Source organism: Candidatus Paceibacterota bacterium (assembly GCA_041660505.1).
In the GTDB taxonomy this organism is placed as follows: Bacteria; Patescibacteriota; Minisyncoccia; order Phycocordibacterales; family JACRKE01; genus JBAZWG01.
Genome location: JBAZWG010000001.1, coordinates 324,836 through 347,678, shown reverse-complemented (window position 1 = coordinate 347,678; position 22,843 = coordinate 324,836). Strand labels below are relative to the sequence as shown.

The 22,843-nt window shown below is 48.6% G+C and carries 20 protein-coding genes; 17 read left to right on the top strand and 3 right to left on the bottom strand.

The annotated features are described in order from the left end of the window. Positions 1–18 precede the first annotated feature (18 nt). The 6 genes from recJ to WC764_01845 all read left to right on the top strand — a co-directional run bounded on the left by recJ (position 19) and on the right by WC764_01845 (position 6,999). Positions 19–1,701, top strand: a complete 1,683-nt coding sequence (recJ, locus tag WC764_01870; protein MFA6006457.1) for a single-stranded-DNA-specific exonuclease RecJ — start codon at positions 19–21, stop codon at positions 1,699–1,701. Positions 1,702–1,768: 67 nt separating this feature from the next. Further along, the gene (locus tag WC764_01865; GenBank protein ID MFA6006456.1) at positions 1,769–2,179 is read left to right on the top strand and encodes a hypothetical protein; all 411 of its coding nucleotides are present in this window, start codon (positions 1,769–1,771) and stop codon (positions 2,177–2,179) included. 5 nt (positions 2,180–2,184) lie between these two features. After that, complete coding sequence (locus WC764_01860; protein ID MFA6006455.1) at positions 2,185–2,625, top strand: ribonuclease HI family protein; 441 nt, start codon at positions 2,185–2,187, stop codon at positions 2,623–2,625. A 3-nt stretch (positions 2,626–2,628) separates the two neighbouring features. Continuing rightward, positions 2,629–4,089, top strand: a complete 1,461-nt coding sequence (locus WC764_01855) for a ComEC/Rec2 family competence protein (protein ID MFA6006454.1) — start codon at positions 2,629–2,631, stop codon at positions 4,087–4,089. Continuing rightward, on the top strand, positions 4,043–4,924 hold the full coding sequence (locus WC764_01850; GenBank protein MFA6006453.1) for an MBL fold metallo-hydrolase: 882 nt from the start codon (positions 4,043–4,045) through the stop codon (positions 4,922–4,924). Before WC764_01855 ends, WC764_01850 begins: the two co-directional genes overlap by 47 nt. Positions 4,925–4,980: 56 nt before the next feature. Beyond that, complete coding sequence (locus WC764_01845; GenBank protein ID MFA6006452.1) at positions 4,981–6,999, top strand: hypothetical protein; 2,019 nt, start codon at positions 4,981–4,983, stop codon at positions 6,997–6,999. Between the two features lie 36 nt (positions 7,000–7,035). Here the strand turns inward: WC764_01845 and WC764_01840 are convergent, their stop codons facing one another. After that, positions 7,036–7,239: a 50S ribosomal protein L28 gene (locus WC764_01840; protein MFA6006451.1), complete on the bottom strand. Its 204-nt coding sequence runs from the start codon at positions 7,237–7,239 to the stop codon at positions 7,036–7,038. A gap of 30 nt (positions 7,240–7,269) precedes the next feature. Here WC764_01840 and WC764_01835 point away from each other — a divergent pair, with 30 nt between their 5' ends. Further along, positions 7,270–7,899 carry a site-2 protease family protein gene (locus WC764_01835; GenBank protein MFA6006450.1) on the top strand — a complete coding sequence of 210 codons (630 nt, stop codon included), beginning with the start codon at positions 7,270–7,272 and terminating at the stop codon, positions 7,897–7,899. 101 nt (positions 7,900–8,000) lie between these two features. Here WC764_01835 and WC764_01830 read toward each other — a convergent pair whose 3' ends face one another. Both WC764_01830 and WC764_01825 read right to left on the bottom strand, forming a co-directional pair. Then, entirely contained in the window at positions 8,001–8,354 is a 354-nt protein-coding gene (locus tag WC764_01830) for a hypothetical protein (GenBank protein ID MFA6006449.1), read from the bottom strand. Positions 8,355–8,484: 130 nt separating this feature from the next. Next, complete coding sequence (locus WC764_01825; protein MFA6006448.1) at positions 8,485–8,868, bottom strand: hypothetical protein; 384 nt, start codon at positions 8,866–8,868, stop codon at positions 8,485–8,487. Positions 8,869–8,951: 83 nt separating this feature from the next. Here WC764_01825 and rpsL point away from each other — a divergent pair, with 83 nt between their 5' ends. The 10 genes from rpsL to WC764_01775 all read left to right on the top strand — a co-directional run bounded on the left by rpsL (position 8,952) and on the right by WC764_01775 (position 22,833). Next, positions 8,952–9,374, top strand: a complete 423-nt coding sequence (gene rpsL, locus WC764_01820; GenBank protein MFA6006447.1) for a 30S ribosomal protein S12 — start codon at positions 8,952–8,954, stop codon at positions 9,372–9,374. A 70-nt stretch (positions 9,375–9,444) separates the two neighbouring features. After that, positions 9,445–9,915 carry a 30S ribosomal protein S7 gene (rpsG, locus tag WC764_01815; protein ID MFA6006446.1) on the top strand — a complete coding sequence of 157 codons (471 nt, stop codon included), beginning with the start codon at positions 9,445–9,447 and terminating at the stop codon, positions 9,913–9,915. Positions 9,916–10,037: 122 nt separating this feature from the next. Continuing rightward, positions 10,038–10,523 (top strand): hypothetical protein, encoded by a 486-nt coding sequence (locus tag WC764_01810; protein MFA6006445.1) that lies wholly within the window; start codon positions 10,038–10,040, stop codon positions 10,521–10,523. 456 nt (positions 10,524–10,979) lie between these two features. Further along, positions 10,980–13,127, top strand: a complete 2,148-nt coding sequence (gene fusA / locus WC764_01805; protein MFA6006444.1) for an elongation factor G — start codon at positions 10,980–10,982, stop codon at positions 13,125–13,127. Between the two features lie 79 nt (positions 13,128–13,206). Continuing rightward, a complete protein-coding gene (locus WC764_01800) occupies positions 13,207–14,481 on the top strand; it encodes a hypothetical protein (GenBank protein ID MFA6006443.1) in 1,275 nt (424 codons plus the stop codon). Between the two features lie 45 nt (positions 14,482–14,526). Beyond that, on the top strand, positions 14,527–14,916 hold the full coding sequence (locus tag WC764_01795) for a nucleotidyltransferase domain-containing protein (protein ID MFA6006442.1): 390 nt from the start codon (positions 14,527–14,529) through the stop codon (positions 14,914–14,916). A 209-nt stretch (positions 14,917–15,125) separates the two neighbouring features. Continuing rightward, positions 15,126–17,996, top strand: coding sequence for a hypothetical protein (locus WC764_01790; protein ID MFA6006441.1), 2,871 nt, complete (start codon positions 15,126–15,128; stop codon positions 17,994–17,996). 71 nt (positions 17,997–18,067) lie between these two features. Continuing rightward, entirely contained in the window at positions 18,068–18,472 is a 405-nt protein-coding gene (locus WC764_01785; protein ID MFA6006440.1) for a nucleotidyltransferase domain-containing protein, read from the top strand. Next, positions 18,462–18,875, top strand: coding sequence for a DUF86 domain-containing protein (locus WC764_01780; GenBank protein MFA6006439.1), 414 nt, complete (start codon positions 18,462–18,464; stop codon positions 18,873–18,875). Before WC764_01785 ends, WC764_01780 begins: the two co-directional genes overlap by 11 nt. Before the next feature lie 103 nt (positions 18,876–18,978). Then, positions 18,979–22,833 carry a dockerin type I domain-containing protein gene (locus tag WC764_01775; protein ID MFA6006438.1) on the top strand — a complete coding sequence of 1,285 codons (3,855 nt, stop codon included), beginning with the start codon at positions 18,979–18,981 and terminating at the stop codon, positions 22,831–22,833. The last annotated feature ends 10 nt before the right edge of the window (positions 22,834–22,843 follow it).

The following is a 22,843-nucleotide window of genomic DNA, read 5'->3' as shown; positions in this document are numbered from 1 at the left end:
GCTACAATCATAGCTCATATGGCCAGCCTTACGCAACAGCTGCTCAAAGCACGCGGCATAACAACAAAAAAGGCGGCAGAAATATTCTTGCATCCGGACTATGTGCGCGACTTGCACGATCCATTCCTGTTTTCGGGGATGAAGAAAGCGGTCGCAATAATTCTCCATGCAATTTCGAATCAAGAACAGATAGTCATCTTCGGCGACTATGATTGCGATGGCATTCCGGGCACGGCATTACTTTACGAATTTTTCAAAAAAATCGGGTACAAGAAAATCAGCGCCTATATTCCGCATAGATATACAGAGGGGTACGGCATGACAGTAGAAGCGGTGCGCAAACTCCAGAAACAACACGCTTCATTAATTATCACGGTAGATTGCGGTATCACAGATACAGAAGCGGTTGACGAGGCGAGTAAATTTGGCATTGATGTAATAATTACAGATCACCATATTGTTCAGGATAAACTACCGAAAGCTTACGCAATAATAAACGCACAAAAGAAAGGTGACAAGTATAAAAATAAAAATATTTGCGGTGCGGGCACGGCGTTTAAGTTAGTGCAGGCTTTGATGAAAGAGGGGAAGTTCGAGCTACCGAAAGGCTGGGAGAAATGGTTGCTTGATCTGGCCGGTCTTGCAACTATTGCCGATATGGTTTCTCTGACCGGCGAGAATAGAGTCTTGGCTTATTACGGGCTCAAAGTATTACGTAAAACTCCTAGGGTCGGTATTTTGCAATTGTTAAAAAAGAAAAATGTTAGGCCGGAAAATCTAACAGAAGATGACGTCGGCTTCACCATCGGCCCGCACATAAACGCGGCGAGTAGGATGGGCGACCCCTATGATGCCTTCAAATTGCTCACGACCGAAGATGGCGGCGAGGCGGCGGAGCTCGTGCAAAAATTACTGGATCACAATGCAGACAGGAAGAGTGAAGTGCAAATTATCATCCAAGAAGCCGAGGCGCTCATGCATTTACACACCGATTTACCCGTTATAGTGATAGGCCATAGAGACTGGAAGCCGGGGATAGTAGGCCTCGCCGCCAATATGCTCGCAGAGAAATATGAGAAGCCAGCGTTCGTCTGGGGCAAACACACTTCAACACATCTGAAAGGCTCGTGCCGTTCCGACGGTTCGGTAAATATAGTAGAGCTGATGACAGAAACGAAAGAAATTTCCAATGAAATATTCTTAGACTTCGGCGGGCACGAACTCGCCGGCGGCTTCTCAATCTACGAAGATAAAATAGAATTGTTTGCACCGGCACTGATATCTGCTTACAAGAAGCTTAACTTAGAGAGTTCAACTCTCTATAATAAGGCTCAAATAGAAAAATCAGAATATATAGAGATTGACGTTAATGACATAACCTGGGAAATGTACAGAGAGGTAGATCAATTCGCGCCGTTCGGTGTTGGTAACGAGAAGCCGGTATTCAGTTTAAAGAATGTCGAGGTGAGCGAAGTAAGATTCTTCGGCAAAGAAGGGATACATACAGAATTAATTCTCAAAAAGTCACGCAGTAGTATAGGCGCTATTAAGTTCTTCACCTATGACGAGTTCAAAAATATCAAACTAGATACGAAGCTTGATCTACAAGTAACGCTAGAAAAATCCACCTTCAAATACCCGCACGAGTTACGGCTTAGAATTGTAGATTGGGCCTATGCACAAGGCGGTCTTGTGGAATAAGGGGCGTGGATTGCAAAATGTCGCGTGAAGGATATAATGACAACATTATTTAGTAAACAACAATAAAATGAGCGAATCAGTACCAGGTACCCACGAAGAGGAAAAAGCGCAAGACATTGAGATTCAGGATTCCTTGCAGGCAAACAGACTGCCCACGGGTTCTTCGGAGCGATTTGCAGAACTTACTCGACAAAAGGCGAAGGAAGGCGGAGTGGCGCCTGAGTTCGTTGATGATGCTGCCGCAGAAATTCATCCAATCCTTAAAGGAGTAAACGTTGAATATCGTATTGTTAAGGGTGCCGATCATACTTCTGGCTATAACTGTGTGGTTGATTTTAAGGGTGAACTTCCTGATGGCCCAGTCGGTGAACTGTTGCGCACCGCACAAAAGGAGGCGGTTTTCGCTAGTTACACAGATGCTAAAACATGGCTCCGCACTGAGGTACGCACGGCCTACGATTCTTCGAGGATACAATAAGTTTGATGGTCGTGCAAAAGTTAATTATCTATACCGACGGGGCTTCGCGGAATAATCAAGTGAAAGATAAAGCCGTTGCCGGGGCGGGGGCTTATATTACTGATGCTGACGGGAAGGTACTTAAAGAATGCACAGAATATCTTGGTAACCAGACGAATAATTTTGCCGAATATCAGGCTATTATTCTGGGGCTGACTGAAGCTAAGAAGATCGTAGGCGCTGCGGCGAAGGATACGCACCTGGATGTGCGGATGGACTCCGAGCTCGCTGTGCGGCAGTTGAATGGGCTCTATCGCGTGAAGCATCCGGTCTTGCGTGAACAGTTCGACCGCGTGATGACGATTGCCAGCCACTTTCCGCACATTACCTTTACCCACGTCCCGCGCGAAAAGAATAAAGAAGCCGACCGGCTCTCGAACGAGGCTATTGATAATCATAAGGCGTAGGCTATGCGTGTTTACGTTTACACTGCCTGCGTCGGATTCGTCGCAGGTATTTTTGTTGCCTATTTTCTCGCGCTCGGCTGGTCTGTGGGGATTTTCTTGCTTCTGCTTGCGCTCATATTACCGTTCGTATCGCGCGAACGAGCAGTGCTTATTACCGCAGTATTTCTAATCGCCACAAGTCTCGGTATCTTTCGTTATGAATTCTGGCAGGTGAATCAACCCGCACTTCTACCGGCGCAAAGTGTGAATATACAGGCAGTAGTTAATGACGAACCGGTAGAGCAAGACACCGGTATGCGGCTAACGCTTAAGTTTACTGACGACTCTATGTTTAAAAATAAAGAGGCCGTGGTGACATTAAACGGCCCGCAGGAATTTACTTACGGTGATCTGATCTCCATAAAAGGTAATTTAACTGCAGTTGAGGCGACCAACGTGACGGATTATTGGAAGGAATACTTAAAACTCCGCGGTATTCAGTATGAGTTTAAATATGCGAGCGTATCGAAAATAAAGAGCGGTGCAGGCAATTCTGCATTTTCTTTTCTTTACGGAATCAAGCATACATTCCTAAATAAAATATCAGAACTTCTGCCGGAGCCGGAGTCGTCGCTCGTCGCCGGCATCTTGATCGGTGCGCGTACGACGATAGGCAAAGAGGTACTTGCCGAATTCAATCAGACAGGCGTCTCGCATGTGGTCGCCATATCGGGTTACAACATTACGATAATTGCGAATGCTATCGGAGCAGTCATTTTATATTTCGGTATACCCACGGCTATCGGCCTCGGCCTAAGCGGGGTAATGATTGTTTTGTTCGTCATTATGACCGGGCTTTCTGCCTCGGCTGTGCGTGCGGCAGTGATGTCTGTGATACTTTTGCTCGCGCAAAAAGAAGGCAGGACATATGATGCCGGCACGGCACTTGTGGTCACGGCACTGCTAATGTCTCTTTGGAATCCGCTTACGCCTCTTTATGATTTCTCATTCCAACTCTCTTTCCTCGCTGCCGCCGGCATTATCTGGCTCTCGCCGGTTGTTGGTCGTTTGCTCGTACGCGCACCAGCGCTCTACGGAGTCAAAGAAATTCTTACGGGCACAATTGCGGCCGAGGCTATGATAATGCCACTCATTATATATAAGACGGGGATAGTGTCTCTCATCTCGCTTCTCGCCAATATTCTTATCCTGCCTGTCGTCCCGACATTAATGCTCTTGGGCGCAATAATGATCGTGCTCGGCTTCATTGCATATCCGGTCGCATTCATTGCGCTCGTGCCGACTCACATTTTGCTTTTGTACGTTTTACGAGTTGTGTCGCTCGCCGCTCATCTGCCGTTCGCGTATTTGCAAATCGCTTCATTGCCTACGGCATTAATGCTTATCTGGTATCTGGCCATGCTATGCTTGATATTGTATGAAAGGAAATTACCTGAAATTCTTCACAAAAAAGCACTACGCTAAACTAGCTTTTCTTCTCGGGCTTTGCGTATCGGTATTTTTCTTTGCTTATGTATTATCCCACGAGTTAAGACAAGGCAAACTGACTATCTCGTTCCTAGACGTCGGCCAAGGCGACTCTATATATATTGAGTCACCGGTGGGGAATCATGCGCTCATCGATGCCGGCCCGGGTAGTATCGTCTTGCGCAGGCTTGGCAATGAATTGCCATTCTATGATCGCCGTATCGACTTCGTGATGGAGACGCACCCCGACTTAGACCATTCCGGCGGTATGCCAAGCGTGCTGTCGCGCGATGATGTCGGCGCCTTGATGGTGTCGCCCGGCAATTCTCTTAATAAACAAGAACAACTCGTTGAACGAATTGCCAAGACAGAGGAGATACCGGTCGTTATCGCCAAACGCGGGCAAGTAGTTGACCTCGGCGGGGGAGCAACGTTGCGAATATTATTCCCCGACAGATACATAGAAGGCGGTGACACTAATGATAAATCCATTGTGTCAGAATTGATTTACGGCAAAACTCGCGTGCTTATGACCGCCGACGAACCGCAAGCGGTCGAAAATTATCTCGCATCGCTAGACGGCGATAATCTTAAGGCCGATATTTTAAAATTGGGTCATCACGGTTCTAAGACCGCAACCGGCGAAGCACTGCTTGGATATGTTAAACCCTCATTCGCTATTATTTCTGTCGGTAAAGACAATAAATACGGTCATCCGAATAAAGAAACGTTGGATAAGCTCGCGAAATTCGGCGTCCCGTACTTACGCACGGATGAGCAGGGTACAATAACCTTCGTCTCCGACGGTAATACTATCGCGCAAAAGAAATAAAAACTTTTCCACTGTTTTCAATATCATTATATATCCGCGCATTGTATAATAGATGTATGGATACCATTACAAAAGGCGGAGTCATTTGGGAATATCTAAAAGGCGAAGTTACAAACGGTAAAGAAGATGTAACTAAGGCCGACTTGATCAAGGTTGGTTACTCGGTACAAGCAATAGAGAATGCAATAGCCGAAATTAAAAAAGATAGGCTTGTGACGAAACCAGCAATGCCCATCCCGACCGCTAAAGCGGAACCGGTGGCACCAAAGCCCGTAACACCGCCGGCGCCAGTTGCTCCTATTGACGTTCCTCTTATGACGCATCCGGCGGATCAAGACTTGATGAACGATCTGTCTGCCGCGATAAAACAAGATACTAAAATTGAATTTGCGTCCTCAACACCCGCAGTTGCTTATGCGCCGATACCCGCACCAGTAGCCGCTCCTCGCGGAATGACTCTTCCGACACCCGCAGCTCATGAAAATCTGGCCCAGAGTTTGAGTACCACACTTACGGGTATTCCAACAATGCCGATGGACTTGATGCACCCATCTGTCCCGCAAGCGGAGGTGGTGCCGAAAGCGATTCCAATACCTGCACCTGCACCAAAGACTCCGCCAGGTGCTGTGATTAGCGTAATGCCAAAGAAAAAGCACGGAATCTTTTATAAGCTCGCGATGGTTGTCCTTGTGCTTGTTGTGCTGGCCAGTATCGGCTCGGGCGTATCGTTCGCTATGACCGGTTCGTGGTTGCCGCCGGCTTTGTCTGACCAGATTAGCAAACTGCCATTCGTTTCTTCGTTCTTCGAGAGGTATCCCAAGGATCAGCTCTTCGGGGCGATGCTCGGTAAGTTTTCTTCTATTAATACATTCGGTTACTCCGCCTCTATCGATGTTAAGACAGAGCCTTATGATAATTCTGTCCCTCGGCCACCCAAGGCACTCGTCACCGGTTCTACAACTCCTGCCGTTACAGGTATGTCAGGTTACGGAATGCCGGCTGATATGACCATTCACGCGGATATATCCGGTTCTGCCGATATAACCGATTCAAGTTCGGTGCTTAATAAGAATGGCCAACTTCACGGTACGCTCACCGGCACCGTGGGGGGAGTTTCCTTCACTTCAGAAGCCAGTTTCATGAAAATAGGAGAAACGTTTTATGCTCAACTCAATAAACTTCCGTCGCTCGGGCTCTTCGATCTTTCGAAGGTTGAAGGCAAGTGGGTTAAGTTTGATAAAACCACGGCGGACGAGTTCGGTTTCTCGCTCGGCAGTATGGCCTCGAGCGCGCCACAAGTATTAAGTGCCATAGAAACCATGCAGAATACGCATGCTTCTGCCACCTATCTCGCAAATGAGAATATTGGAGATACGCGCACATATAAATACGATGTTAAATTAGATACAGACCCGAATGTGGCGATGCAGGTTTGGATCGACCCGCAGACAGCCTTCCCAGTCAAGGTGCATGCGCTCTCCAAAATCGCTTATGACGAAAGTGACCCTGCCACGAAAGATAAAATGATGGTTACCGAATCATCACTGACTCTTTCTGATATTAATACGCCGATCAGTTTAGTCGCACCCGGTAATGTTATCTCCGCAGTCGAAGCCTATGCATCGCTCTCGGGGATGACCCTGGACCAATATTACGAACACAAGCAAGAAACTAATGTCTCAAGTATTTTCTATGCACTCGGGAGTTACAAGACTGTGGCCGGCGAATTCCCAATGTCGCTAAGCGAGCTGATGAAGACGCCGAATCAGATTCGTCTCGAACATCCGCAGACAGCGAAGAAGCCCACCGTTAAAGCCGGCTTCGACTTCGCGCCATGGGGAGACGATGTGCCGGTCATAAGCAAGATTCCGAAGGACGTATTTACTAAAACTGATTACGCGTACATCTCTACAAAAAAAGATTTCACGCTCAAGTACGAGATTCGTCTCGAGCCGGTATCTACGAGCTCACCATCCCTTATCTCATCATCACAATTTGTAAACGGCATGAACACAATGACAAGTAAAGTGCTGTCAGTAGAAGGCGCAGCCGCAACTAAAAAAGCTCGGAAGTAATCCCGAACTTTCAACTTTAAACTTTAAAACTTTCAACTACCGCGTAGCGGTGAGATTCTTGTTGCCCTTGATACAGCGGGTGCAGATCTTCATTCTACTGCCGTCTTTGATCTTGGCCCATTGGAGGTTAACCTTCTTGGCTACCGTGCCGGTCGGGTTAAATTTGGTAGCACGAACACGGTTGGAGTATCCTCCGCCCGAGGCTGACGTTCGCGCACATAGTGGACATGCTTTTGCCATAAGAGCCATTATGTTATCATATAAATCACTATGCCGCAAGATACTGGCCTACTCACTATAATTTTCTCGCTCGCCGTACTCATTATGTCGGTTATCGTGCACGAGGTGTCGCATGGTTATGTGGCTTACATACTCGGCGACCCGACGGCCAAATACGCCGGTCGGCTGACATTGAACCCTCTTAAACATCTTGATCCTGTCGGGTCAATTCTAGTGCCGATAATAACCTCGCTTGCCGGATTCCCCTTCGGCTGGGCCAAGCCGGTGCCGTATAATCCGTATAATCTAAAGGCAGGGAAGTGGGGGCCGGCAATAGTTGCCGCCGCCGGGCCTTTATCTAATCTTTTCTTGGCTATTGTCTTCGGGCTTATCTCGCGCTTCTTCTTTGGTTATTTTAGTCTTCCCGCGCAGACATTACTGTTCACAATCATATTTGTTAATATTTCATTAGGTATATTTAATCTTTTGCCGGTTGCGCCTCTGGACGGCTCTAAGCTTCTCTTCGCCCTCTTGCCGTATCACTTAAGATATATAGAAGAGTTTATGACGCGCAATCAGCTCTTTTTGGTTTTTATTCTCATTGTTTTCTTGAACTCGTCCGGCGTAACATGGCTTGTGAATTTCGAATACTTTTTGATTAAGCTGATTCTTGGCGCTTAAGTATCTCATAGAAAGTTCAAAGCCTCCGACGCACCATGCGAGGGAGGCTTTGTATTGGGCCGGCGTGTGGCGGGGTTCACGCAGGCCGTTGGTCGGGCTGATCAGCCAGTGATTTCCTCGAACTCGTCCGAGACCTTACTGGCCGTCTGGGGCAGAGGTCTCTCGAGGAGAGAGAGTTGCTCCTCGAAAAAGCACGACCCGGTCAGTGCCGAGAGTCTCTTCAAGGTTGCCTCGGTCCAATCCCTGGCAACTTTCAGATCCGTGGCCGTGTTTTCGGGACGAGTGATCCCGAATTTCTCGGCTTCACCGGCCCCGAGGTAAACGAAAAGGTGCCACCTCATGGTGTGCACCTCGAGTGTGCTCTTAGCGCGAAGAGCATGGACAAGCTCCTCGACCTTGAGAAACACACCTCTAGTCAAGAATTTCATTTCTTCTCTTCCTTTCCCGCCAATCAAACTGTAATTAGAGTAACACATCTTGACGTTTAAGGCAAATTTCTGTGGAAAAGAAGCGACCCCTCACTGCTCTGTGTCGAGCGGAGGGGTCGCAATGGGCCGGCGTGTGGCGGGATTCACGCGCGGCCGTTCAAATGACGGAAATGTTCGCCCTGATAGCCTTGAGTCTCTCGACTCCTGGCTCCAAGGACCATGGGACTTGCGAGTCCTTTCTCTTCTTGCAGGTGTCGATGACCCGCTCGAGGAGTAGAACTGTCCAATCGCAAAGAGGTAGCAAATTCTCCTTCTTTGCACTTGGAGGCAAATCGGCTGGTCTATGAAACTTGGTGTTCACCAAATCCAAAAGACTGAAGCAATTCGCATGAGTCTTCTGAAGGTGATAAACGAAGTTCGGCGAGCCAATGGCCGCCGCTGTATTCTTGAAGTCGCGTTCGAGGTCGCTCTCGAACGCTAGGATTTCTCCCAAGATGTCATCGAGGCGCCGCTTCCGCCTCACAGGCTTTATTATTATCATATCCTTCCTTTCCCCGCCAAAACCTAGTTAAGCCTACGGCAAATTGACATTATAGGCAAATTTCTGCTATCATACTCACTTACATGTCAACCATCAATCAACTTGTCCGCAAGCCGCGCAAAGTTCAGAAGCGCAAGATCCGCACGATCGCTCTTTCGCGCGGGTTCAACACGATCAAAAACAAGCCGATTTATTACCCGTCGCCCTTCAAGCGCGGTGTTTGTACATTGGTAAAGACCACAACGCCGAAGAAGCCGAACTCCGCTCTCCGTAAAGTTGCTCGCGTACGCTTGACGAACGGTATGGAAGTCACCGCCTACATCCCGGGCATCGGCCACAACCTGCAAGAGCACTCTGTCGTGATGATTCGCGGCGGCCGTGTGAAGGACCTTGTCGGTGTGCGCTACCATATTGTGCGTGGACGCTTGGACGCCGGTGGGGTAGAGAAGCGCGGCCAAGGTCGCAGCAAGTACGGTGCAAAGGCTCCGAAGGCAGGAAAGAAATAAAGAAATAAAGACTGGCCAAGGTTCAACCTTAGGCATCCAAAAGGTTGAACCTTAAAGACAGACAAAAATTATGCGCAGAAAAGTAAAAAACCGAAATAAAGTTACACCAGACTTCAAATATAATTCTGAAGTGGTTTCTAAGTTCACCAACTATATAATGGAGCGCGGCAAGAAGAATGCAGCGAGGAAGATCGTTTACGGCATGTTGGACGAGCTTAAAACCGCCGGCAAGACCGAGGCTCCGCTCGAGCTCTTCGAGAACGCCATCAAGAACGTCGCCCCGCTTATGGAGGTCCGCTCACGTCGAATTGGTGGTGCGACCTACCAAGTACCTCGCGAAGTGCGCCCGGAGCGCCGCCAGTCACTCGCCTTCCGCTGGCTCATCAACGCCGCCTTCGCCAAAAAGGGCAAGCCTATGCACAAGCGCCTGGTAGAAGAAATAATGTCCGCCAATAAGAACGAAGGCGAGGGCGTCAAGAAGCGCGAGAATACTCACAAGATGGCAGAGGCAAACAGAGCCTTCGCCCACTTCGCCTGGTAGTTTGATTTCCCGAATTTGTATTTCCAAGGTTCGACCTTAAGCAAGTAAAAGGTCGAACCTTTTGCGTTGTCCCCATTCCGGGTACAACTGATTTGTTTCGACTGCGCTATAATGACGGCTACATGGGAAAGTTTAATTTGAAAGATGAAGCTGACTTCCTGGCACATCGCGATAGAGCAGAAGCATTTTATGAAACTATTAAATCTGTGCGCTGTCCGTATTTTTCCGGAGACATCGCATTCAATGCTAAGGGGATTCGACATTTAAAATTCAAATCGGATCAACAAGCGCGGCCGCACCATGACCAGTATGCACGGCTTAAATTATTACATTTGGCACCTGAAGTCTTAAGACTCTCGCGGACGGTACAAGGCATATTCCATACTAAACGGTTCGAATCACAAAAGACGAATAATCGCTGGGAGCATGTTCTTAAAGATGTTTCGTTCTATGAATTCATCGCGGTTTTGGATAACGTCCGCGTCAAAGTAATTGTCAAAGAAGTAGCTGGCGGAGAAAAGTATTTCTGGAGCATCATTCCATTCTGGAAAATTAACAAAGAGGCGAAACGTAGGATACTGCATGGTGGTGACCCTGAGAATGATTAAAGAAGTACCAGAAACTAAAAAACACCGCCATATTCTGAACGATGTCCTTTAGCGTGCCTGGCTACAGCATGGATAGCCGTGACAGGGCTGAAGCCCTCCAAGCACGAGATAAGTATATGATGGAACACATAAAAAATCAAGTAAAATTTAATCATGCGCAAAAGATTGAAAAATAAAAAGCGCAGTTGTGCACTGTGCAAGCCGAACAAAACCGGCCATTCCTGCCGCTGGAGTAGTAAAGAATTAAGCAAGCTGAAAGCATTCGAAGAGGAGAAAAGAAGTTTGGTTGGTTAATCAAAAAGTGGTCAACATCGGGTGTTGACCACTTTCGAACCTCGGAATGCGGACTCGCGCGGGTTGATTATTTCCCAATTTTACTGTATTGTATGGCGACACAAGCACTCGTGCTTTTTTGTTTCATTCGAAATTAAAAATTAGAAATTCGAAATTATTTTCATGAATCGAGATTATCCTTTGGACAGAGTACGTAACTTCGGCGTCATCGCCCACATTGATGCGGGCAAGACGACCACTTCGGAGCGCATCCTTTTCTACACCGGCGTATCACACAAGATCGGCGAGGTACACGAGGGCGACACCGTCATGGACTGGATGGAGCAAGAGCGCGAGCGCGGTATTACTATTACCTCGGCTGCAACCACGGCCTTCTGGACACCGACTTACGTTGCCGATAAGAAGGACGTCAGTAAAAAGCTCCGCTTCAATATTATTGACACCCCGGGGCACATTGACTTCACTATCGAAGTGCGTCGTTCTTTGCGCGTCTTGGACGGCGCTGTCGTAGTATTTGACGGCGTGGCCGGCGTAGAGCCCCAATCCGAGACCAACTGGCGTTATGCCGACGAGGGCAACGTGCCGCGCATCTGCTTCATTAACAAACTCGATCGCACGGGAGGTAACTTCGAACATTCTTACGCCACAATATTAGACCGGCTTACGAAGGACGCAGTAAGAATGCAAATCCCAATTGGCGAAGAGGATAAGCATGAAGGCGTTATTGACCTGCTCCAAATGAAGGCGTTCTACTTCGAAGGAGACAAAGGCAGTGTGGTAAAAGAGGCGGAAATTCCGGAAAACTTGCTCGAGACAGCCAAGAAATTCCATCACGAACTCATCGAGAAGATTGTGGCCGAAGATGACACCGCGATGAATGAATATCTGGAAGGTAAAGAGATCGATATCGCGCGCCTCAAGAAAATTCTCCGCAAAGCGGTAATCGACAACAAGATAGTCCCTGTGCTCTGCGGTTCGGCTCTTAAGAACAAAGGCGTCCAACTTGTGCTCGATGCTGTCGTTGACTACTTGCCATCGCCGCTAGACATCCCGGTCACGAAGGGGACTGACCCGAACACGGGTGAGGAGATTACTCGCCCGGCTTCTGACGACCAGCCTTTCTCGGCTCTTGCCTTCAAATTACAATCAGATCCGTTTGTTGGCCAGCTCACCTTCTTCCGCGTCTACTCCGGCACAATCGAGTCTGGCTCTTATGTTTATAACGCCAGTACCGGTTCGCGCGAACGCCTTGGCCGTATCCTCCGCATGCATGCGAATGAACGCGAAGAGGTTAAGAAAGTCTTCGCCGGTGAAATCGCGGCGGCGGTAGGGCTTAAAGAAGCCAAGACTGGCCACACGCTCTGTGATGAGGCACATCCTATCGTGCTCGAGTCTATCAAGATCCCGGAGTCGGTCGTGTCTATGCGCATTGAGCCCAAGACCAAGGCCGACCAAGAGAAGATGGGCTTGGCCATGAAGCGCCTCTCGGACGAAGACCCAACATTTAGAATCTCGACCGATGAAGAGACAATGGAGACGATTATCTCCGGCATGGGTGAGCTCCACCTCGAAATTATCATTGACCGCATGAAGCGCGAATTTAATGTGGAGGCGAACGTCGGCAAACCGCAGGTGGCGTACAAGGAGACCATCACGAAGAGCGCCGAGGCGGAAGGCAAGCACATCAAGCAGTCCGGCGGTCGCGGTCAGTACGGCCACTGCGTGCTTACCGTCAAACCGCTTGAGGCTGTTGACCCTGATAAAAAAGTCTCGAAGAATACGACGCGCGAGGACCACTTCGAGTTCATCAACAGTATCAAGGGCGGTGTCATTCCGAATGAATTTATCCCGGCCGTTGAGAAAGGCGTGCGCGAAGCTCTTGGCCGCGGTATTCTTGCCGGCTTCCCGGTTGTGGATGTATCCGTCGAGCTCACCTTCGGTTCATCTCACGACGTGGACTCGTCCGAAATGGCGTTCAAAATGGCGGGCTCCATCGCCTTCCAAGAAGCGGCCAAACGCGCCGGCCCGGTTATCCTCGAGCCGATAATGAAGGTGGAGGTGGTGACGCCCGAGAAGTTTATGGGTGACGTGACCGGTAACCTGTCATCCCGCCGCGCCCAAATAGAAGGTATGGAAAATCGCGGACAGAACAAAGTGGTCAATGCCAAAGTGCCACTATCGGAAATGTTCGGCTACGTCACTCAGCTCCGCAGTATGACCGAGGGCCGCGCCAGCTTCACCATGGAATTCTGCGAATATCAGATTGTCTCCAAGAATATCGAAGCCCAGATTATCGAAGCGAGGAAGTAAAGCCCCTCCCCCTGCGCCCCTCCCCGAAGGAGAGGGGAAACTGGTTGCAGAGCGTACTCAAAAGCGCTAAACTATGTGTATGAAAAAATACACCCTTTATATTTTGTGCGCGATGCTCTTGCCTCTTACGGCCTCGGCCCAGATGTATAACCCTACAATGGACAGCCAGAAGGCGCAGGTGCAGTATATTTTGAATCTTGTGCAGTCACTACCTAGCGACACCAATGAACAATTGACCCAGAAGATTCAGCTCCTCCAACAGGCGCTCCAGTTACAACTTCAAGTCAATAACGCGAGCTATACCAACTCCCAGTCTGGCACCACGAATTACCCGCCGATGACACCGCCGGTCATTTCTTTGCCGGCGCCGTATCTCTCAATGCTCTCGCCGTCATCAGGTATGGCCGGCGTCCGAGTCAACTTCCAGGGCAGTAACATCACCGTGAATGACAGGATAGAAATTATCCCGCCGGGGCAGTCTTATGTTACTGTCGACGTAGTCGACCCGGGCTTCGGCTTCATCTTCCCAACGACGATCAAATATCCTTGCTCCAATCCTTCGATAGATCAGAACGCCTGCGCATCACCGGTCACACCGGGGAACTACGGTGTTCGCTTGCGTAAGCCAGACGGCACCGGCAGTAATACGCTCTATTTCCAAGTAGATAATGGGACGACCGGATATAACGGCGTGTCAGTGGTAACGGCTGGCGCACCATTTAGCCTTACGGCGTCATCCCTTATGCCGAATTCCGTTGTGCTGACTTGGTATAACACGACGGGTATCTATTCGTTCAAGGTTGTAGAGGTCTTGCCGAACAATCAGTCTAGTGTGATATCAGTTACATCCAATAAAACGTTGCAGGTTAGTAACTTGGTTCCCAACAGTACGCATACCTACGTAGTTTACGCGTGTGTTACGAGCGACTGTTCGCAAGTTTCTGTGGTGTCGGCACCGGTTGTTGTAACTACACCGACCAACGCGTATGGATATAACTACGGCTACAATAATGTCGTGACGAGCGCGATTAGCTCTACAGCGACAACCCAAGCAACAAACATCACGCCAAACAGCGCGACTGTTAACGGCACCGTCAATCTCACCAACACAAGCGGTGACACCGTCTGGACATGGTTCGAATATGGCACCGATGTGACCAATGCAAACACCGTCATGCGCACGAACAAGACCAACAATACCTTCCAGGCCGGCATAATACCTGTGAGCGCGCCGGTCACATATCTCCAGCCGGGTACTGTGTATCAATACCGCCTAGTCGCATCACTTAGCACCGGCACACCGGTCTACAGCCCGATCAATACGTTTACGACATCGGCGTATTATAGCTACTAGAATTTCTTCTTGCGCCAAGGCTAGAAAGGCAATATACTGGTAGATATGATAGATACGGAATTATTACGGAAAACTATCGCCGAAATAGCCCCGCAGTATGATTTACAGGCGGCGATTCTCTTCGGTTCGCAAGCGAGAGGGGATGCGAATAGATTAAGTGATATTGATATCGGTATTGCTGTAAAATCTGAACTTAGCACAATTGAAGTCGGTCAGATTGCGGCGGCAATCTCTCAAAAGATGGCTATAGATGTCGAAGTTGCACAACTAGCCCAAATGTCGCCGATATATCAACGAGGAGCTATAGAGGATGGGATATTGCTCTATGAACGCGAGCCCGGGTGGTTCGACCGTTTTGCCGTGTACGTGTATGATCTTTATTGGGAATCAAAGAAGTTGCTGGCATTAAGGCGTCAGTATTTACAAACACTATAAAATCAATATTATACACAGAGAGAATGCCGAGAAATATTTGTCATTGCTCGATCATTCCGGTATATGAGAGATATGTGCGGGAGATAAAACCAGCAGTTTTGTCTTTAAAATGATCTGAAATTCGCATTTGTCCCCTTGTGACTCGCCGGGGGGGGGGTGATATTATAAGCACATTGTCAATTAATTACCCTTCAGGGCAACAACATATCATGAAAAAACTTTTAGGAGGCCTCCTTTTGGCAGGTCTTGTTTTCGTGTCCGGCGCGCCGGCAGTTCACGCGGCGACGGCAGCAGAGTTGCAAGCGCAGGTACAAGCATTAATAAATGAAGTGTACAGTATGCCCGGTGGCACCGTTGCAGAACTCCAGGCCCAAGTTAATTTGTTAAAGCAGGCGCTGGCACTCCAGGTATTAGTTAATCAGCTCATTGCACAAGGGCAAGGAGGCGGAGGTTGGAGACAGAGTTCGTCGCTTAGGCTGACCGTGCCAAACGGCGGTGAACAGTGGCAACTCGGTGACACCCACACCATATTATGGACACCGTATGATCCGGACAATGGTATCAACCCGGCAATTTCACAAGTAAACGCTTATCTTGAGAAGCGAGTGAACGGCAATTTTATAACCCTCGGCAAGATTATCGAGTCAGGCAAGGCCTCAATCCACTGGTCTGGCGATTTGGATACCTATGGTAACCTACCAACTCCCGGCGATGGCTATTATGTCCGCCTTGTGAATACGGTGACCGGCGAAACCGATCGCAGTAATAATCCGTTTAGATTGGTTTCAACCGGGACGATCCACGCAACTTTGAGTCTTGACGGTTCGCACAATGCGATCACGAGTGTCCCTGCAGCCGGCCGTGATGTATCTGCGACGTGGTCATCCAATGCCGCTAACTGTTCAATGAGTGTAAACAGCAATCAAAATGCTGAATATGTGCAATACGACAATGTCGGATCCTCCGGAAGTCGAACCTTACACATAACTCCAAATACCTATAGTGTCTCGTTGTGGTGCAATTCATCCAGTCCAGTAGAAGGGACCGCGGGCGACTATGTTAATGGCCCTGCTGGTGTAGTTATCAACAATCAGCCTGCAAGTATTAAGGTAATCTCTCCGAATGGCGGTGAGTCTTTCTCGTTGTCCGGCAATCAGACGATTACATACGCACCAAACAATCTTTCCAGCGTATCCATTGCGCTCTATCGCAATGATGCATCCTACGCCTGGATTGGACGCGATATCTCTGTGGGAGGCATAGGAGGACAAGGGAGCCTTTCGTGGGTTCCTTCGCAGTTTATCTCCGCGAGTGACTTGGGCAACGGTGCAATCTTCAAGATTTATATCATCGGCTACAAGAGCGATGGCACGGGCACTGTGGAAGATAAGAGCGATGCACCGTTTACTATCACCGGCGGCACATCGAGCTCGGGTCTTAGTGTCATTGACATTACGGCCAGTGCCAACCCGATTTTGGGCGGGGTGACTGCTACCTGGACGGCAACCATAAAGAATAACGGGACAACTGCGTCTGTGCCGACGAGCTTTACCTTGAATGGATCAACCGACACGATTCCGACTATTGCGCCCGGTGCGACTACGCAACGTACCGCCACCTCTGGCTTGACACTTCCCGGTCCTAATACTGTGTGCGCTCGAATTGACTTCTCAAGCACTAATCCTACCGACTTCTGTAAAACATTTACAGTTACCCCAACCTTTACCGGTGAGGGTACGAAGACACTGCATAGCTGGGACTCGCTCCTCCTCAATAATGGCCTGGTTCTCTACGCAGACAGTGCGGATTCTATGGGCGGTGATGGACCGATTGAAGTGAAGTTTAAGTTCTATACCAGTGCGGGTACATTACTCGCGGATTCAGACTATCTCTATGAAGGACAGACGAAGAATATCGGCGTGGCTTCCGGATTCACGCCGGTAAACATTACAGTAAATTCTATCAGTTATACGAACTCGGGCACATGGAGCGTAACCTTTAACGTCACGTCCGGTACGCCCGTTCGTCCCGCTTATGTTACCGACCTGCATGCATCTGTGCAAAGTGATGGTACGAGTGTTCTGGTAGCATGGTCGCCAGCTTCAGGCGCACAGGGTTACGACCTTTATATTTCATCAGATTCTTCGGTTCCGCTCAACAACACTGCCACCAAGGCGCTGGCATTCGGTTTGTCTCCCTCCGCCACATCATTCACCGATCATCGTGCGGCCGGTTGGACAGGCACATATTATTATAAATTATTCCCGCTTGGGCCAGACCGTTCGACACAGAACTCTGCAAGTAATATCGCGAGCATGACGGCCCCAACCGCTGCGACACCGTCTATTGCAATTACGAACTTAAGTAGTACGTCCGTTTGTCCGGGCGATACAGTAACTATTTCTTGGCAATCAACCAATGCGCCAGCAGACAGTGCTGTAAGGCTCTTGGTTGGCAATCAGCCATTTCATCAATCTATCGGTGACGGATTGTCTACGAGCGGAACGCGTACTTGGCAAGTGCCTGCATTGAACGGACAGTGTCTTGCAGATGTGGAAACTTTGTGTAATCTGTCTGCCGGGCAAACATCGTTACGCGCAGTATTGTACACGCCAAGCAATGCCTGTTTCGGCTATTGTATGGGTACACTTGCCACAACGGTTGCTTCGGCACAATCGGCTCTTACTGTTCTTGCGCCCGCCCCGTTCGCCGATTCTGCAATATCCGGTACGCCGGTTGTGAACGTGCCGACTGTTGGTAATGGTAGAATCTCGCTTTCTTGGAGCACTTATCCTAACGCAACGAAATACTCGCTATACCGAAGTACGGTGTCAACGATGCGCTGGGGGACTGACCCTATTCAAGTAATCTGGGTAGAAGGCGGAGCGACAAGCTATACCGATACGGGTCTGACCAATGGCACTACCTATTACTATGCGGTCTCCGCTTGGCAAAATGATACAGCACTCACTGGCTGGTCTAACAAGGCAGGCGCTACGCCATCTAGTACGGCCACCGCATCCTCGCAACTCGCGAGTATCATCTCTGCGCTGCGGGCGCTCAAGGCAATGGTGAAGTAAGAAAGTAGTATAAACTTGTGATAACAAAACAGACAAGGTACAATGGCCTTGTCTGTTTTAGGACTAACACTATGGATACTGCCACCAAACGTAAGATAACAGAGGTCTTTAGCGCCTGCCCGCAAGTAGTTGTTGCGTACTTCTTCGGCTCGCGCGCGCGCGGCGACGCGGGGCCGATGAGCGATTATGACTTCGCCGTCCAGTTCGATAAACTGTCTTCGCTAGAACGGAGCGACCTCAAACTCAAGCTCTTAGCCGACCTATCTTACATTCTAAAAGTCGACGCCGTTGACCTTGTGATCTTGAACGATGCTATTTCTCCAGAACTCAAGTATGCGGCTATTGCCGAAGGAGAGATTATCTTTGAGCGTGAACCGTTCCGTGTACTTACAGAACCAAAGATTTTAAATGAATATTTTGATTTTCGGAAGATACTATTGCGCCATGGCTTAACAAAAAAAGTATATGTCGAATAAAATAGTGCTTGAAAATATGATCGGCTTTGTGCGTAAGTATCTGACAGCCATTGCCCGATATCGAACGTTATCACAAGAAGAAATTGTAGCTGATGAAACGATACGCGGAGCCGTGGAGCGGTATTTGTATCTCATGGCCCAGAGTACGATCGATCTTGCCGAGGCGGTAGTTGCTTACAAGAGATTAAGGAAGCCGACCACCTTGAGCGAAACATTCTATGTTCTCGATGAGAATAACGTTATTCCGCATGACCTATCGGAAAGATTGGTGAAAATGGTCGGATTTCGAAATGTGATAGCGCATGATTATGTAAAAGTGAATTATGACATTCTGTACGATGTGCTCACGAAGCGATACCGAGATATCGAAGAATTTGTTGAAATTATCGAAACAACGCTGTAATTTTTATCAACTTGTCACATCTAAAGAGACGAGGTACACTTACCTCGTCTCTTTATTATTATATTTAGTGCAATTAATTAGCCCATCGAGGCAACAATATATTATGAAAAAACTTTTAGGAGGCCTCCTTCTGGCAGGTCTTGTTTTCGTGTCTGTTACCGTATTCCCGCACAGCGTGTCTGCCGATGCGCGGAGCCAATGCACAACTATTCTGGCCAACAATCCGTCTGCCGGCATGCGGTCGGCCTGTAATAGTATTACTACTGGCTATGATCTACTCGATCTTGTCCGCAATTCGCCCGAGATTACAAACACCCAGAGAATAAACTACGAAAACCTCATCAGCTCCGCACTCTATAGTGCCATCCAGTCATTGCAAGGATTACTGACTTCCAAACCAACCGTTTTTGCAATAACGCCTTATATGGGCGAGCCGGGCATGACAGTGGTAATCACCGGACGCAACTTCGACGCTACCGACACGGTAGTCATAGGCGGCAAGCGGGTAGAGAACGTCTCCTCGACCGGTAATGGCACAAGACTCCAATTCGTCATTCCGGAATTGCACGAGACTCCGGATTGTCCGCGCGCGAATACGGCAGGCGGTACCCCGCCGGCATGTCAGGTTACCATCGAGACATCTGCAGGCAGTATCGCCGTACCGCAGTTCTACCTTCTTCAGAATTATGACCTAGCCGGTACAGGGCATGCAGACCAGCGCAGTATTGACCTCATGAAGAAAGTTATTAATGGACAAGAGACATGCCCAATTCTCTCTTGTGATTTAAACGGTGATACTAGAGTAGACCAAATTGACCTGAAGGTAATTCAAAATTATATAGCGGGAAAGACGCCTGTTCTGCCTGTGGCACAGATTCTCGTGCCGGATGCTAATTTGGATCTAAACAACGACGGAAGAGTCTCTCCTAGTGATGTACAAACCTTAGAGAATTATATTGCCGGCACGCAGTCTGCTTGCACGCCCAATAAGTGCGATCTAAACAAAGACGGTGTTGTTGACATAGTTGACTCACAGCTTATGGTTTACAGAACTATGGGCACCAACATGATATTTGGTACCGGTGCACGTTTTGTCCCGACAAACACCGGAGACATCAAACTTCTCGACAGTGCTCTCGATATAAATGCAAACGGCAGAGTAGATTCTTCAGATCAGCAGAATATAATCAACTTCACTCTCGGCAAAACATCTGTCTGTACGATAGAGAAGTGTGATTTGAATGGAGATGGAAAAGTGGACGACAGCGATACGGCACTCATGGCATCGAGGCTTTCGCAAGCTAAGTTTGGTCAGGGAGCCAGATTGGACAATGGAGTCATTAATGTTCCCGATTCAACATTTGATGTGAACGGCGACGGCGCATTCACCAGCACGGATGTGTCGTTTATGTACAACCTTTCCATAAATAAACCCGGATTCTCATGTCCGGCCAGTAGGTCGTGTGATGTAAACGATGACGGAAAGATCGACAGCGCAGATGCAGGTTTGATTCAATTGCGTTCCGCAGGGACTGTATACGGTACAGGGACCCGCCTGACTGCGACAGCGCCGGTTTCCCCGACAATCACAATTACTGGACCGAGCGGTGGCAACCGTTTACAGAAAGGTGCTACTTACGCAGTAAATTGGACGACTACAAATTTGCCGACAAATCATAATCTATTTGTGGTGGTATCGCTGTATCCAGTAGGTAGCGACACCGGGCTACCACAGCAAGACGTCGGTTTGAGTGCTCATCCAATCGCATCAGCCGGGACAATGAGCTGGACTTTACCGAATACTAATGCAATCCCAGCAGGTGAATATCTGCTTAGTATCGCCCTCGCTGATGCCACGGTCCATCCCGAAGGCTTAATAATCGCAACGGCAAAAACAGACGGTATTACAATCAACAACCCAACAACCCTAACGGCTTCCGCGGTCGCAGACACAACCGCCGGTAAGGTTACATTCACTTGGCCGAAGCACCCGACATACAATAGATATGTTGTTTCTCGCAGGACGGTAAATTCAGCTGGTACGGAATCTGCCGTGGAAAAATATTTATGGTCAGACACTGGTGAATGTTCAAGCACAACCAGTTCAAACTCTTTCGATCGTAACTCACCGTCTTGTGTCGACAAATCAGGTCTAGTGCTTGGAACAAAATATCGATACAAAGTATATGCATGGAACGGCTACATAAGCCAAGTTCCTACAAGTGAATACTCATATCAAGCCGATGTGGTGTATGGAACGACACCAACAATCATGGGGTCTATTACCATAAATAATCCTATTGAGGGTGCTCATGTCACTATGGGTCAATCAGTGTCACTAACGTGGTCATTTCTCGAAATTTCTTCAACTGAATTAGCCACGGTTCAATATAAAGCTGCAAGTGCTACAAATTGGAACACTTCTGTGGCCGATATCCAATTAGGTCTTGGTGCATTGAATCTGGGTACTGGCGGCGATACTCCTGTTGGAAATCTACAGATACGCGTATGTAAAAAGAATTTGACCACATGTTCCTCTATAAGGAATATTATTATCGATGCTACCCAGACCGTACCGACCACCGCCACAGCAGTCGCAGACACAACCGCCGGCAAGATAACCTTCACTTGGCCTAAGCACCCAAATTACAACAGATACGCTTTCTTGCGCTATGTCGTTAGCCCGACAGACGGGAGTCTCTCTGACCGTAAGGATTTCTGGTCTGACGTTAGCACTGACTGTGCCATCGGCTTCAGCCCGAATGCGCCATCTTGTGTAGATACAGGTAGTAACGGCAGGACTCTGGTACTTGGAACAAAATATCACTATGTCGTAGTCGCATATAACGGTGACACGCAGGTGTCAGGTTGGTACTACCAGGCCGATGTGCAGTATGGAGCCCCAGTTGTCGCTGAACCTACCTATCAAGCGACTCTCACAGTAGGTGGAGTTCCGGCGAACAAAAATGTGGTTCAAAACAGTACATTCCGACCGACTATCACTGTGAAAAACACAGGTACGGCGGTGTGGGGTAACGATGTTAATCTATACAGAGGACCGGAGTTTAACGGAGGTCAGGTGTGCAGTTCTATCTCTTTGCAGAGTAATTCAAACTGCAGTACGGTGGTGCGAAATAGCGATGGAAGCTACACCGTGACATTCCTCACTGAAGGTACGAGTAATCTCGGAGCAATCAGTCGACAGTGGAAATTGCAGAGGTCAGGCGCACAGATAGGGAATACAGTGACAGTGGATTACACAGTGGTCTCCGCTACCCCCATCCCCACCACCTCGGTAAGCGGTATCACAGTCACACCAGCATCAGGTAGCATAATAAATCCAGGCTCTAGGGTAACAGTTGGTTTTACAAGAGTACCCGCCGGTTCTACAGGCCCTATTACGTTAGCGACAGAGGGGCCAAGCAATATCTATATTGCCCAAAATATTACTGGCAATAGTGTGACTTGGGATATACCAACCAATTTCCTACCCGGCAGTTATGGTTTAATAGTCTATCAGTCCGCAGGTGGCTATGTGAGACTACCATCAGTATTCACGGTTGTCACGCCTGCCGCCACTACTCCCACCATCACCTCGCTCTCTCCGGCAACACTCGTTGCCGGCTCAAACCCCTCATATTTCTGGCTAACTATTAATGGAACCAACTTTGCCCTCAATTCCACCGTCACCTTTGGTGGAGTGCCGGTAAATCAAGTTCTATCGTCGGATGGCAGTGGAAGGGCACGATCTAGCACTTGGATGGTTGCTCAAGTACTCGGTAGCAACATTACCGCAGCCGGAAGCAAGGAAGTTGTTGTCACAAACCCTGATGGTGGAAGGGCTACCGCTAACTTTACGGTTACGGCGGCGGCAGCATCGTTAAATACGAAGAGTATGAATCTACAACTTGCCAGTATTCTTAAGGCTCTGCAAGCCTTGAAAGCCTCGCTCAAGTAGTATTGACGGA